Raw genomic sequence first — 12,890 nt, forward strand, 5'->3', positions numbered from 1 at the left:
CTTCGCAGGCTTCGCCTGTGTGGTGGTCGGCGTGCTGATGCCGTCCGTGTTCGTCATCTCCGTCGGCGCGTGTGTCACGGCCCGCGGCTCTGTCGCGCTCGGGGTGGGCGCCCTGCGGCCTGCTCTTCCGTCTCCGAGCGCCGTTCGGGTTTGATTCCTCCGTCCCGGGCGTGAACGCCGGACAGGGGAACTCGAGCCCGTCCGGCGATTAGAGGACAGCCGTTCGGACGGGTCCCCGTCCAAGGGGCGGCTTCGGACGAGAACCCGCTCAGGGGTTGAGCGGGGGGCGCGGGCCGTCGTCGGGGCGCCGGCCCGGCCGAGTGTCCGTATCGCGGATGACCTCGCCCTGGACGACCTTTCCGTCCGGACGGTGAATTCGGGCCTGCTGGAACACGCCGGAGAAGCTGCCGGGGGCAGCGGTGCGCATACGGCGGTCCAGGGACCGCTCCGCGTAGCGGCCGAGCGTCGCGCGGACCGGCGGGACCAGCAGCAGAAGTCCCGCCACGTCCGAGATCATCCCCGGGATGATGAGCAGCAGCCCGCCGAGCATCAGGAAGCCATTGCCCTTCCTGCCCGACGGGGCGGTGGGCGGCGCCGCGGCCTCCCCCGGCCGGCCCGGCATCTGCTGGAGCGTCTCGGTGAGGTTGCGGAAGGCCCGACGGCCGGCCGCCTTCATCACCACGGCCCCGAGCACGACGCCCCCGATCAGGAGCAGCAGTACCGTGAAGCCGCCCGCCACGTCCGCCAGCAGGGTCAGCAGCCAGATCTCCAGCACTGCCCAGGCGGCGATGGCGAGCGGGATGAGGGTACGGGCGCGCGAGCGCCGCGGAGGGGCGGTCGGGGGCGGTGTGCCGGTCGTCATGGTCCCCAGTGTGCCTGGACGTACGTCCAAGCGGGATAGGACCGACCGGCAGTTGGGGGGCGGGTGAAGGAGCGGGGCTGGGGTGCGTGCATCGCAAGGCGGAGGATTGAGCCATGGCGGAGCCCTGGTGATCGACGACGACGCCGCGAGGTGCGTGCCCCAGCCCCGTGACGCCCCCCAACTGCCGGTCGGTCCGAGGGCGATCAATCCGAGGGGGTGATCAAGAAGACCTGCGGCCCAGGACCCGGTTCGTACGGGCGGTGACACCCCAGGCCGTGACCCGCCACAGCGCCTCGACGAGGATGTCGCGGCTCATCTTGGAGTCACCGATCTCGCGGTCCACGAAGGTGATCGGAACCTCGACGACGTGGTACCCCGCGTCGATGGTGCGCCGGGCCAGGTCGACCTGGAAGCAGTACCCCTGGGAGGCGACCTCGTCGAGGCCGATCCCCTTCAGGGTCTCCGCCCGGAAGGCCCGGTAGCCGCCGGTGACGTCCCTGGTCCGCAGCCCGAGGAGCAGGCGGGAGTACGTGCTGCCGCCGCGGGAGATGATCTCGCGGGACTTGGGCCAGTTGACCACGCGCCCGCCCGGCACCCAGCGGGAGCCGAGCACCAGGTCGGCGCCCTTGAGGGCGGTGAGCAGCCGGGGCAGCTCCTCGGGCTGGTGGGAGCCGTCGGCGTCCATCTCCACGAGAACGCCGTAACCGTGGTCGATGCCCCAGCGGAACCCGGCGAGGTAGGCGGCGCCGAGCCCTTCCTTGCCCTTGCGGTGCAGCACCTGGACGTGGCTGTCGGCGGCGGCGAGCTCGTCGGCGATCTTCCCGGTGCCATCGGGGCTGTTGTCGTCGGCGACCAGGATGTCCACGTCCGGTACCGCGGCGCGCACCCGGGTGACGATCGGCTTGATGTTCTCGGCCTCGTTGTAGGTCGGGATGATCACCAAGGCTCTGCCGAGCGGGCCGTACCGCCTCTGACCGCCGTCGTTCACTTACTGCCCCTCACGTCCGTACACAGGTGCACACCATATCGATCGCATCGGGGGCCGGGGGCCGACGCGGCAGGCGGCGTCGGGGCGCCGACGCGGACAGAAGGAGGGAAGTGCGGACGGAACTGCGGATCGGGGCCCGGCGTCCTTCGGGCCGACCTGGGACCCGCTGGCTGCGGGTCGACCGAGAGCCGTTGTCTACTGAACGTCCGGGCCCCACCCGGGTCACACCTGCCGTCCGGCTCAAACCTTCCCTCGCCCCCGAGGCGCGGGCGCTGAACCTGGCTGTCAGTGGTGGTGCGCCGATGCGGCACACCACCTCATGACCCAGCGGCGTTCGACGACTGCGTGGAGGTATAACCGGTCGGACGTCCTGTGGTGGACTCGGCCGAACCTACCGGCCCGTGGGCGCTACCTGTCAATACCCTTCTGACCTGCGATGTTTATCGAAGTTGCCTGGTCAGTAGCGGAGATACGCAGGTCGCGGGGAAGCGTGGGCGCCTTCGATCGGCGGTACGAAATGTCCGGACGTCACTCGTTCGGCCGTACGTAGACAGTTTGTCCGAAGATCACAGTCCGCAGACAGACCGGGAGGTCGCCGCCCGGGGTGAGATCCGGCAGGCCGGGCGTCCCGGACCTCGGGTCGGTCGACCAGCGGGCGACCCGGTCGTCCGGGGCCTGGACCACGAGCTCCTCGGTGCGCCAGACCGCGTAGTCGGCGGGGGCGCCGGGAACGAGGGTGCCCGCGTCGTCGCGGCCGACGGCCCGCCAGCCGCCCCTGGTGTGCGCGGTGAAGCCGGCCCGTACGGAGATCCGGTGCTCCGGCGTCCGGTGGAACGCAGCGGCCCGTACGGTCCCCCACGGGTCCAGCGGGGTCACCGGGCTGTCCGAGCCGAAGGCCAGGGGCACACCGGCCCGCAGGAGGCCCGCGTACGGGTTCAGGGTGCGGGCCCGGTCGGCACCGAGCCGCTGGGCGTACATGCCGCCCTCGCCGCCCCAGGCGGCGTCGAAGGCGGGCTGGACCGAGGCGGTCAGACCCAGCTCCGCGAAACCGGCGATCGTCTCGGGGGTGAGCATCTCGGCGTGCTCGACGCGATGGCGTGCCGCGCGGACCCGGGGCAGCCCCAGCGCCTCGGACGCGGCCCGGACGCCTGCCACGACGGCGGAGACCGCCGCGTCGCCGATGGCGTGGAAACCGGCCTGCAGACCGGCCTCGGTGCAGGCGGTGACATGCGCGGCGATCTGCGCGGCGTCCAGATGGGCGGCGCCCCTGCCGCCGGCCGGTCCGTCGGCGTACGGCTCGTGCAGGCACGCGGTGTGCGAGCCGAGGGAACCGTCGACGAACAGGTCCCCGGCCGCGCCGATCGCGCCGAGTTCCCGGATCCTGCGGGCGTCCTTCTCGTCCGCGACCTGCTCGGCCCAGTAGCCGAAGACCCGCGGACCCGGCCGCCCGGCGGCGAGCTTCAGCAGCGCGGTGAAGTCCTCCTCGTCGGAGATGTCGGGTCCGCCGCACTCATGAAGGGTGCCGATGCCGAGCGAGGCGGCGTGGTCCAGGGCGGCACGCTGCGCCTCGGCGCGCTGCTGCGGCGAGACCGCGCCGTGGGCGGCGGAGCGCACGGCATGGTGGGCGGCGCCGGTCAGCGGGGCGTCGGGCTGGTAGCCGGCCAGTGCGGTGACGCCGGGGACCAGATCGAGGAGGGCGGTCGTGACGACGGCGGAGTGCACATCGATCCGGGGCAGATAGAGCGGCCGGCCGCCGGCCGCGGCGTCGAGCTCGGCGCGCGACGGAGGCCGCTGCTCCGGCCAGCGCGTGGCGTCCCAGCCGTGTCCGAGGACGACCCGGTCCGCAGGGTGCGCGGCCGTGTACGCGCGTACGAGGTCGAGGGCCTGGGCGAGGGTACGGGCGCCCGAGAGGTCCAGGCCGGTGAGGGCGAGGCCGGTCGAGGTGGTGTGGACGTGGGCGTCGGTGAACGCGGGAGTGACCAGTGCCCCTTCGAGGTCGATCACTTCGTCGACGCCGCTCGCGAAGGCGTCGGCGGCCCCTTCCGAGCCCACCCAGGCAACATGGCCGCGTTCGACGACCATGGCGGTGGCGAAGGGGTCGGCGGGGCTGTGGACGTCTCCACCGCGCAGCAGCACGGTGCGGTGTTCGCTCTGGGGGTCGGTGCTCTCGGTCATGGCACCAGTCTCGCCCTTGTGCGGAGCGGCGCCGTCCGCGCCCCCTCAGATCTGCGGGGGGCGTGCCTCGTACGGGGTGGAGAGGACGACGGTGGTGCGGGTGGAGACCCCGGCCAGCGAGCGGATCCGGGTCAGCAGATGCTCGAGCTCCAGCGGGGTCGCGACGCGCACCTTGAGGATGTAGTTCTCGTCGCCCGCGACGCTGTGGCACGCCTCCAGTTCCGGTACACCGGCGAGCCGCTCGGCGATGTCGTCCGGCGCGCTCGGGTCGAACGGTTTCACCGAGATGAACGCGGTGAGGGGCAGCCCGACGGCCTCGGGGTCGACGACCGCGGCATAGCCCCGGATCACCCCGCGCTGCTCCAGCCGACGGACACGCTGATGAACGGCCGAGGTGGACAGGCCCGTGGCCTTGCCCAGGTCGGTGTAGCTCATCCGCCCGTCCTTGACGAGCAATTCCACAATCTGACGGTCCAGCTCCTCCATGCGGATCAACCTATGGCCCCAGGTCCCTCCAGGCACAGTCGCAGGGGCCCCGAACAGGGCACCTGCATGGAGCATGTGACGAATACCACAGGTTTACGGATGGGTAGCCGACGACCTCGCGGTTACGGCGGATGCGCGACGGGAAGTGCTTGCTGTGGTCGAGGCCGTGGCGCCTTGCCGGCCCACCCGAGGGGGAGATTCTCCATGCAGAGCCTGAAGCTCACCGGACGTACCGAACCGGAGCCTGTTGAACCCGTCGAGGACTCAGCTCCCGACGCGTACGACACTTTTGAGATGTACCGGGTGATCTGCCCGGACTGTGCGCAGCCGATCGCGCTGCTGGCCGACGAGGATGTGCTGCCGGAACACGCGCTGTGCCCGACGCCGTGGAACCCGTTCGTCCTCACGGTGTGCGCCGGAACCGGTCGCGACGCCGCGCAGGCACGTCCGGCCGACGAGTCGCTCGAGCTCCAGGAACAGGAGATGGGACTACTGCTGACACTCCCCCAGGGGCTCGACTGGAGGATGCAGCCGTTCTCGCACGCCGGTGGTGCGGGTTCGCGCCCGCTGCGGGTGCCGCACCAGATCCGCCGCAACGCCGCCTGACGCGTACCCGGGCGGGCGGCGCCTCCCCGTCTGCCGGAGTCTCCGGCAGACGCCTGACACACACGTGCTGCACCACGACGGCCGGGCCGGCGTGGTGCGGGCGATCGAGCCGCGCCCGCGCGGCAGGGGGAACCTGGCGAACGGGCGCTCGAATCCCCCCGGCAGTGACCCGGCCCCGCCCCACGGCGTTGGCCCGGCATGACCCTGCTGCAATCCACGGCCGGCCCCGGTCGTCGCCGTCTCGCCGCTCCGCCCCCCGAAGAATCGGTTCCGCAGCCCGGTTCGCAGCCGGTACCCCCCTCGGCGTCCGCCCCGTCAGCGCCGCGCGCGGTGCCGCATTCGACGGATCCGCCCATCTACCGGGCGATGCTGAGCCATTGGGAGTCCACCGGCAGGACCCTGCCGGGCCGTCATGACCAGGAGTGGAACCGGATCATGACGACGCCCGTGTGGTCGGACCGGCCGTTGCGCCTCAGTGGGTCTCGGGACCCGCGAGGTGGCGCGCGATGACCATGCGCTGAATCTGATTGGTCCCCTCGACGATCTGCAGCACCTTGGCCTCGCGCATCAGCCGCTCGACGGGGAAGTCGAGGGTGTAACCGTAGCCGCCGAGCACCTGAACGGCGTCGATGGTGACCCGCATGGCCGTGTCCGTACAGAACAGCTTGGCCATGGCCGCCTGCCGGGAGAACGCCCTGCCCGCGTCGCGCAGCCTCGCCGCCTCCAGATAGAGCGCACGGCCCGCCTCGATCTGGGTGGCCATGTCGGCGAGCATGAACCGCAGCCCCTGGAAGTCGGCGATGGGGCGGCCGAACTGCTGCCGCCCGGTGGCATATCCCACGGCCTCGTCCAGGGCCGCCTGTGCGACACCGATGGCGCAGGCGGCGATGCCGAGCCGCCCGGAGTCGAGTGCGGACAGGGCGATGGCGAAACCCTGCCCTTCCTCACCGATCCGGCGGGCGTCCGGCACCCGCACACCGTCGAAGTGCAGCTGGGCGGTGGGCGAGCCCTTCATGCCCATCTTCTTCTCGGGGAGGGCCGCGTTCAGCCCCTCTGCGTCGCCGGGGACAAGGAAGGCGGTGATGCCGCGGGCACCCTCGACGCCGGTCCTCGCCAGAACCGTGTAGAAGTCGGCGATACCGCCATGGGTGATCCACGCCTTGGTGCCGGTGATGACCCAGTCGTCGCCGTCGCGTACGGCCTTCGTGCGGAGCGAGGCGGCATCGGAGCCCGAGGCGGGCTCGGAGAGGCAGTAGGCCCCCAGCAGGCCGCCCCCCAGCATCGCCGGCAGGTGTTCCGCCTGCTGCTCCTTGGTGCCGTATCCGGCGAGAGCATGGCAGGCGAGCGAGTGGACGCTGACGCCGAGGCCCACGGTGAGCCGGGCGGCCGCGAGCTCTTCGAGCACCTGGAGGTAGACCTCGTAGGGCTGGTCTCCGCCGCCATGGGCGGAGTCGTACGGCAGACCGAGCAGTCCGGATTCGGAGAGCAGAGTGAAGACCTCGCGCGGGAACCGGCCCGCGTCCTCCTCCTCCGCCGCGTTGGGCGCGATCTCCCGCTGGACGATGTCGCGGACGAGCGCGACGAGTTGCCTGGACTCCTCGGTGGGCAGACGACGCTCCACCAACTGCGGGGCACGGTCGGACATGACGGCGCTCTCCTCCCTGTCGGGCGTTGCGGCGGCGCGCGCGCGGGGTGTGAGCGGCTCCGCCGGGGGATCTCCGGACCGGGGCCCGGAAAAGCACTGATACCCAAACCGCTGCTGCCCTCCCGGATTACGAGAGTTGCTGGCCAGCGGCCGTGGCGGGTCGAGTATGCCCGATCGGACGGTATCCGTCACGGGGTGACAGAAAGGGCGCCCGGACGATCCGTGCGGGGCCCGGACGAACATGGGAATAGTCCGAACCATTACGCAATTGGTCTAGTCCATCTACGGTTCGACTTTCGGGCAGTACCACTGCACGGGGCGGCGCCCTCTGGAGCTCCTCCAGGGCCGAGCACAGCGACACCACCTCGCGATATCTTCTTTTCGAAACGTATATACGCATCCTGGGGGTGGCCATGTCCCGCACCGTGATCGACTTGGACGACGAAGCCCTGCAAGAGGCTGCACGACATTTGGGGACCACCACCAAGAAGGACACCGTGAACGCGGCCCTACGGGAAATCGCTGACCGGCGGCGTCGCGCGGCAGCGGTGGAGCGGATGCGGCAGATGGTCGCCGATGGCGAGATCGACTTCTCGGTCATCGACCCCGGCCATGAGCACCCGGACGACGGCGGACGGTCCGCCGCGTGAGCGAGCTGTTTCTGATCGACACCAGCGCCCTGGTGTGCTTCTACCGGCGTCAGGCGAGTCCCGCTTGGGACGAGCTCGTCACCGCAGGGCTGGTAGGGCTCTGCGAGCCGGTACGGCAGGAATATCTGCGGGCAGTCGGCGGCCGTGCGGCGTACTACGAAGCCGATGGCCTGCTCCGCGAGACGTTCCCCCACTACTCGATGCGCGACTCCGCATGGGACGACTCCGCGGATCTGCAGCAACGCCTCGCGGACAGGGGGTGGCATCAGTGTGCCAGCCCCGTTGACCTACTCGTCGCCGTCACTGCCCGACATCACAAGTTCACAATTCTCCACCAGGATGCCGACTTCGACCCGATTGCCCGTGTCACGGGCCAGCCGGTGCGCCGCATCGGCGAGTGACAGTCGCCGAAACCAGGTAGGGCGGCACGGGAGGGCCGGCCTCCGGCTGCTGGAACTGCGGACCAGGTCAGCGCACGCCGACGGGAAGTTCGATCTTCCCGTTGGACGTGTCTTTGGTTCTCCTGCCGTACGTCCTGCTCGAACGTGATGTTCTGTCCGCCGTAGGGGATCAGAGGGCCGAACTCGAAGCGGTGGCTCCTGATGCGGTACGTCGCCTTGTCCAGGACCAACACCTCCTCCAGGCCGGACAGGATGCAGCAGCATTCACCCTGTGATCACACCGACGGACATTCCTTCCGAATCGACCCGAATGACCGCGGAGGGCTCACCAGGGGACGTGCGGTCGCCGCCGCCTGGCAGCTCGCACCACACCGTCTTGGTGCCCGGGCCCTGCTCCACACCCCAGCGCAGCGCCAGGGCATCGAGCAGGGTGAGGCCGCGGCCGGTCTCGTCGTCGCCGGCCGCCCTGCACAGGACGGGCAGGGCCCGGGGGTCGGGGTCGGTGATCTCCACTCGCGTACGGTCCCGGTCGCACGAGGCGCGGACCGTTACGGGGACGCCCTCGCCGAGGTGGCGGATGACGTTGGTGATCAGCTCGGTGGCACACAACTGGAGGTCGTCGCAGGGGCTGCCCAGGTACGCGCGCAGGGTGCGGCGCACCTCGGGCACGGCCTCGGGGGTGGCGAGAAGTTCCAGGATCAGCAGCTGTCGCATCACGCGACCCCCTTGCGCAGCGCAGGACCAGAGCGCGTGCGGTGGGCAGGTTGCAGTTGCCCAACGTGACGAGCGGCGGAATGCGGTAGCGGGTAGCGAAGGTCGGCAGGTCAATGCCGAGGGAGGGCAGCGTGACGCCGTGGGCGGCGAGCGCGACCCACAGGTCGTTCACGCAGTCCTGCACATCGGCGTCCGTGCCCGTGCCGTCGTGGGGGTGGTCGTTCATGGGGGTGTCACACCTTCCAGTGCGCTCTGTGACGAATCACTCACACTCTGACGCGGTGCGGCATACCGTGAAAGAGCTTCGGGCTCCCGGCCGTGAACTGCGCGTATGCCCTCGCGCGTTGGCATCGGCGCGGGAATCCCCGGGACTCGGGCGGACACGCTGTGAAACGGGCGGCAACGACACCAATGGCGGTGAACGATGGGACAGCGCAAGGACATCGACGGGTCAGCAAGCGTCCCCACCTTCTACGGCAAGGAGTTGCGCTGGAAACGGGAGGAGGCCGGACTGACCCTCCAGCAGCTGGTGGAAGGCAGCTTCTACGGCCCCAGCCACCTCAGCGAAATCGAACGCGGACAGCGCCGCATGCCGGCCGAACTGGCCGAGCACGTGGACCAGACACTGGGTACCGACGGTTTCTTCCGGCGCCGCTGCGAGGACGTACGGAAGGCGAAAAGGCGAGGCCACGCCAGCTACTTCGAGCGCGTGCTGGAGGCGGAGAAGCACGCGGAGACGATCGAGGAGTGGTGCCCGACTCTGATTCCCGGCCTGCTGCAGACGGACGCGTACGCGCGGGCAGTAGTACGAGCGACGCACCCGCTGGCACCGGAGGACGAGGTGGAGGAAAAAGCCGGCGCCCGGATGGCGCGTGCTCGCCTCTTCGACGACGACCACAGGACCCCGATGTACTGGGCAGTCCTGTCCGAGTCACTGCTGCGCCAACCGATCCTTCCGCCGGAGCAGGAAGTCGAACAGCTGGAGCGGATCGCGACGTTGACAAGGCGCCGTCGGATCGTTCCCCAGGTCCTTCCGTGGAACTGCGGACCACACCCCTTCATGCTGGGCACAGTCATGATCATGACCTTTTCGGACGCCCCGCCCCTGGTCTACACGGAGGCACTGCACAGTGGCGACACCATCGACGATCCGGCCCTCGTGAAGGAGTACCTCAGGTCGTACGATCGACTGAGGGCCGCCGCACTACCGCCGGAGGCGTCCCTCGCCCTGATCGAGCAAGCGGCTGAGGATGGTCGAAATGGCAAGCAGCGAGATTGACTTGAGCACCGCTGTCTGGCGCAAGAGCAGCCACAGCAATGGCAGCGGCGGGAACTGCGTGGAGATCGCCGAGGCCTTCCCCGGCGCCGCCCGCTGGCGCAAGAGCAGCCACAGCAACGGCACCGGCGGGGACTGCCTGGAGGTCGCCGACGGCCTCGCGGGCACCGTCCCCGTCCGTGACTCCAAGCTCACCCACGGCCCGGTCCTCACGGTCACCGCCCCCGCCTGGACGTCGTTCGTCACGTCCCTCAAGGACGCGCCCGGCCGCCGATCTGCAAAGGAGATGGGGTTGCCGCCGGCGAAGGCGTAGCGGTTGCCGGTGTACGGGTCGGTGGCCAGGGACATGTCGTCCATCGCGCCGCTGTACATGTCACGCGTCAGGAACCGGTTCAGACCCGGGCTGTAGTTACGGAAGCCCATGTCGTACGTGCCGGAGCCGTCGTCGTACCGCTGCGCGTTGTAGCGGTAGTCGTTGTACTGCTCCTTGTCCGGGTTCGCCGCATCGGGCTTGTCCTCGCCGGTGAACTGCGCCTCGTCGTCCGAGCCGTAAGCCGTGTAGCCATAGGTGGCCCGGGTGTTGCCGTCCTCCTTCGTGACCTCCTCCACATCACCCTTGGGGTGGTAGAGGAACTGCGAGTACTCGTGGGGACCGGTGTCCTTGTGCTTGATCTGGGTCAGCTTCTGACCCCACGGGCTGTACTGGTAGGACTTGGTCGCCTTGCCGGCGACCTCCTCCCGCAGCACCTTCGACTCCATGCCCAGGTACGTGGAGAGCGTCGTCTTCCCCAACGTGCCGGACGTGGTCTCCGACGCCGTGCGGTCGAACGCGTCGTACACGTACGACGTCGACTTCGCCGACGCACCCGTACCCGCCGTGTGCTTGGCGATCCGGTCGAAACCGTCGTACGAGTACGTGGTCGGCCTGCTCCAGCTGGAACACACCCGCACCACCTGAACGAAGATCACGAACCGTCACGAGACGTTACCGAGAAGGGTTCATTGCGGATGGCAAGATCGTCCATCCGATCATCAACCCCATCCGTGAGCACCCGGCCCGTCGACGCGACGCCGCAGGGTGGTCACCGGTTGCGCATTTCGATGATCTTCTCCGCCTCTGGCACCTTTCCGGCCAGGTGACCCCCGCGACGGATCTCCTCATCGGTCAACCGGCCCGCCAGCGCCAACACTTCATGCACGCCCTCCATCCGGTGCGCATCCAGCATCTTCAAGAACCACTTCACGGCCAAGGTGTTGTCCACATCCGTCCCGATGCCGTCCCGGAACCAGGAGCCCGCCGCGAACATCGCATCGATGTGCCCCAGGGCGGCTGCCCGCTCGTACCAGCGGAGCGCCTCCGCGTCCTCGTCCAGGTCCGAGAGAACATCGCCCAGCTTGGCCGCAGCCTCGTCGACGTCCGCCTCGGCGGCCACCCGCAGCAGGCGAACCACCTCCGCAACATCGACCGGCTCGCCGCGCTCATCGCTCTCCTCCAACAGGAACACCCCCAGATTGTGCGAGGCGATCACATCACCCCCTTCGGCCGCTGCCCGGAACAGCACCTCGGCCGCAGCGAGGTCCTTCTCGACCCCGGCGCCTTCGACGTACAGATATCCCAGCGTTCGCCGCGCCTCGTTGTCCCCTGACTCCGCGGCCCGGCGAAACCACCCAGCCGCGGCGCCCGGATCCTCATCCCAGACCAGCAGCACCCCACCCAGCACGTTCTGGCACTCGGCATCCCCCAGCTCGGCCGCGCTCTCCAGAGCCGGGCGGAGCGCGTCGAGGTGCGCGGCGGCTCCAGCGCTTCCGTCCTGCGCCGCCAACAGGTACGACTTCGCACGTTCGGCGAGTCCGGTACTTTCTTTAGGGTCATTCATCAGCAAAGCCCCACATATCCTCGCTACTCCTAAATTGACCTAGACAAGCTAACACGAACGGGCGCCCGCGGAAAAAATCCACCGAGGGCGCCCGTCGTATCACAGTGGATTAATGTCCCAGGAATTCAACGTCCCCGGTCCTTCTGAATATCCGGATACCACTCGGATCCGAGATCGTGATGTCCACATCATTCCTATACGAGTACCAGGACGCGAACTCCTGACAGTCCCCGCACATATCGCGGTCCACCGAGATGGGAGCCGTACCACGTTGTCCACGATGGCCTGCTTCTCCACATGAGAATTGTTGTACCGCCCGACGACACCGTTGCCCCAACTATGTGATGCCTGAGGCATTCCCATATTTGTGCGCACCTGGGAAACATCGGCAATATCCATCTTCTCAAACGCCTTCGGCTTCTTCGCCGACCATCCAGAGAGATAGGGCTTACCGCCCGACGCGGCACCGGTCTTCTTCTTGGCGTGGCGCGGAATACCGCTGGGCTTGCCAATGCCGCACGCCTCGATCCCCTCATTATGAGTGAGGACCGCGGCACCGCTCACCGTCACGAAGAAGGTGTGCACTCCCTCGACGGTGAGGTTGTAGACGCGCTGAGTGCGCTGTATCCGGTTGACCGCGGTGACCTGAACCCAGTCGTCAGTCGCGGTCCGCAGCCATATTCCGGGCTTCAGTTCCCCGGCCGTGACCCACCGGCCGAAGTCGGGGAGCCAAAACAGGTGCGCGTCGGTTGACGTGATCTTGCTGGGCTTGGCCTTGCCGTCCTTGCCGTCGGCGTCGATGGTAAGGACGATCAGATCCTTTACACCCTCGTGGTTACGGGTGTTGGTGATCTGGCGGGCCTGGAGGTTGCCGGTCTCCGGGTCGGAGGCCAGGACGTACTCGCCTTCCTTGAGGTCCTCGATGTTCTTCGTGGACCCGTCGGCCATGACGACCTTGGTGCCGGGGACGAAGCTGTTCTTCTTCGCCGGCACCTTGCAACTGCCGCCCTGCTTCTTTGGTGCAGGCTTGTCCGTAGTCTTCTTCGGCTTGGGCTTGGACGTCTTGGGCTTGCCCGCCACGTTCTTGGCACCTGAGGCGGCCTTCTTGCCGCCCTTGAAGTTCCCCCTCTGAAGTGGACAGCCTGATACTGGGACGGATGGGTCCCGGAGGAAGCAGTCCAGGTTGAGTGGCAAGAGCAACATGAGCAAG

13 protein-coding genes and 1 pseudogene are annotated in these 12,890 nt (G+C 68.7%); 5 read left to right on the top strand and 9 right to left on the bottom strand.

What is annotated here, in order from left to right; all coding sequences use genetic code 11:
* Positions 1–268: 268 nt before the first annotated feature.
* The 4 genes from fxsA to AB0I23_RS40130 all read right to left on the bottom strand — a co-directional run bounded on the left by fxsA (position 269) and on the right by AB0I23_RS40130 (position 4,511).
* Positions 269–862 carry an FxsA family membrane protein gene (gene fxsA / locus AB0I23_RS40115; RefSeq protein WP_359118028.1) on the bottom strand — a complete coding sequence of 198 codons (594 nt, stop codon included), beginning with the start codon at positions 860–862 and terminating at the stop codon, positions 269–271.
* Between the two features lie 220 nt (positions 863–1,082).
* Complete coding sequence (locus tag AB0I23_RS40120; RefSeq protein ID WP_359118031.1) at positions 1,083–1,850, bottom strand: polyprenol monophosphomannose synthase; 768 nt, start codon at positions 1,848–1,850, stop codon at positions 1,083–1,085.
* A 528-nt stretch (positions 1,851–2,378) separates the two neighbouring features.
* Positions 2,379–4,025, bottom strand: coding sequence for an amidohydrolase (locus AB0I23_RS40125; RefSeq protein WP_359118034.1), 1,647 nt, complete (start codon positions 4,023–4,025; stop codon positions 2,379–2,381).
* A gap of 45 nt (positions 4,026–4,070) precedes the next feature.
* Positions 4,071–4,511, bottom strand: a complete 441-nt coding sequence (locus AB0I23_RS40130; RefSeq protein ID WP_024493538.1) for an Lrp/AsnC family transcriptional regulator — start codon at positions 4,509–4,511, stop codon at positions 4,071–4,073.
* Between the two features lie 204 nt (positions 4,512–4,715).
* Here AB0I23_RS40130 and AB0I23_RS40135 point away from each other — a divergent pair, with 204 nt between their 5' ends.
* Entirely contained in the window at positions 4,716–5,117 is a 402-nt protein-coding gene (locus tag AB0I23_RS40135) for a hypothetical protein (protein WP_266988076.1), read from the top strand.
* Between the two features lie 472 nt (positions 5,118–5,589).
* On the opposite strand, the gene AB0I23_RS40140 is transcribed toward AB0I23_RS40135, so the two are convergent.
* Positions 5,590–6,762 carry an acyl-CoA dehydrogenase family protein gene (locus AB0I23_RS40140; protein ID WP_359118038.1) on the bottom strand — a complete coding sequence of 391 codons (1,173 nt, stop codon included), beginning with the start codon at positions 6,760–6,762 and terminating at the stop codon, positions 5,590–5,592.
* Between the two features lie 413 nt (positions 6,763–7,175).
* Between AB0I23_RS40140 and AB0I23_RS40145 the strand changes: the two genes are divergently transcribed.
* Both AB0I23_RS40145 and AB0I23_RS40150 read left to right on the top strand, forming a co-directional pair.
* Positions 7,176–7,412, top strand: coding sequence for a type II toxin-antitoxin system VapB family antitoxin (locus AB0I23_RS40145; protein WP_359118041.1), 237 nt, complete (start codon positions 7,176–7,178; stop codon positions 7,410–7,412).
* Entirely contained in the window at positions 7,409–7,813 is a 405-nt protein-coding gene (locus tag AB0I23_RS40150) for a PIN domain nuclease (RefSeq protein WP_359118044.1), read from the top strand. Before AB0I23_RS40145 ends, AB0I23_RS40150 begins: the two co-directional genes overlap by 4 nt.
* Positions 7,814–8,077: 264 nt before the next feature.
* On the opposite strand, the gene AB0I23_RS40155 is transcribed toward AB0I23_RS40150, so the two are convergent.
* On the bottom strand, positions 8,078–8,527 hold the full coding sequence (locus tag AB0I23_RS40155) for an ATP-binding protein (protein WP_359118046.1): 450 nt from the start codon (positions 8,525–8,527) through the stop codon (positions 8,078–8,080).
* A 424-nt stretch (positions 8,528–8,951) separates the two neighbouring features.
* Here AB0I23_RS40155 and AB0I23_RS40160 point away from each other — a divergent pair, with 424 nt between their 5' ends.
* Both AB0I23_RS40160 and AB0I23_RS40165 read left to right on the top strand, forming a co-directional pair.
* A complete protein-coding gene (locus AB0I23_RS40160) occupies positions 8,952–9,806 on the top strand; it encodes a helix-turn-helix domain-containing protein (RefSeq protein WP_359118048.1) in 855 nt (284 codons plus the stop codon).
* On the top strand, positions 9,787–10,116 hold the full coding sequence (locus tag AB0I23_RS40165; RefSeq protein ID WP_359118056.1) for a DUF397 domain-containing protein: 330 nt from the start codon (positions 9,787–9,789) through the stop codon (positions 10,114–10,116). Before AB0I23_RS40160 ends, AB0I23_RS40165 begins: the two co-directional genes overlap by 20 nt.
* A gap of 17 nt (positions 10,117–10,133) precedes the next feature.
* Here AB0I23_RS40165 and AB0I23_RS40170 read toward each other — a convergent pair.
* The 3 genes and pseudogenes from AB0I23_RS40170 to AB0I23_RS40180 all read right to left on the bottom strand — a co-directional run.
* A pseudogene (locus AB0I23_RS40170) lies at positions 10,134–10,562 on the bottom strand (hypothetical protein); the annotation flags it as partial.
* A gap of 323 nt (positions 10,563–10,885) precedes the next feature.
* On the bottom strand, positions 10,886–11,626 hold the full coding sequence (locus tag AB0I23_RS40175; protein ID WP_359118051.1) for a tetratricopeptide repeat protein: 741 nt from the start codon (positions 11,624–11,626) through the stop codon (positions 10,886–10,888).
* Between the two features lie 153 nt (positions 11,627–11,779).
* On the bottom strand, positions 11,780–12,890 hold a 1,111-nt coding region (locus tag AB0I23_RS40180), incomplete at its 5' end, for a Hint domain-containing protein (RefSeq protein WP_359118054.1).

The sequence above is a fragment of the Streptomyces atratus genome (assembly GCF_040655115.1).
In the GTDB taxonomy this organism is placed as follows: domain Bacteria; phylum Actinomycetota; class Actinomycetes; order Streptomycetales; family Streptomycetaceae; genus Streptomyces; species Streptomyces atratus_D.

What these genes read in the sequence shown, in the direction of transcription:
- fxsA (WP_359118028.1), bottom strand. Translation starts at nt 862, where the DNA reads ATGACGACCGGCACACCGCCCCCGACCGCCCCTCCGCGGCGCTCGCGC.
- AB0I23_RS40140 (WP_359118038.1), bottom strand. Translation starts at nt 6,762, where the DNA reads ATGTCCGACCGTGCCCCGCAGTTGGTGGAGCGTCGTCTGCCCACCGAG.
- AB0I23_RS40160 (WP_359118048.1), top strand. Translation starts at nt 8,952, where the DNA reads ATGGGACAGCGCAAGGACATCGACGGGTCAGCAAGCGTCCCCACCTTC.
- AB0I23_RS40125 (WP_359118034.1), bottom strand. Translation starts at nt 4,025, where the DNA reads ATGACCGAGAGCACCGACCCCCAGAGCGAACACCGCACCGTGCTGCTG.
- AB0I23_RS40130 (WP_024493538.1), bottom strand. Translation starts at nt 4,511, where the DNA reads ATGGAGGAGCTGGACCGTCAGATTGTGGAATTGCTCGTCAAGGACGGG.
- AB0I23_RS40135 (WP_266988076.1), top strand. Translation starts at nt 4,716, where the DNA reads ATGCAGAGCCTGAAGCTCACCGGACGTACCGAACCGGAGCCTGTTGAA.
- AB0I23_RS40165 (WP_359118056.1), top strand. Translation starts at nt 9,787, where the DNA reads ATGGCAAGCAGCGAGATTGACTTGAGCACCGCTGTCTGGCGCAAGAGC.
- AB0I23_RS40145 (WP_359118041.1), top strand. Translation starts at nt 7,176, where the DNA reads ATGTCCCGCACCGTGATCGACTTGGACGACGAAGCCCTGCAAGAGGCT.
- AB0I23_RS40155 (WP_359118046.1), bottom strand. Translation starts at nt 8,527, where the DNA reads ATGCGACAGCTGCTGATCCTGGAACTTCTCGCCACCCCCGAGGCCGTG.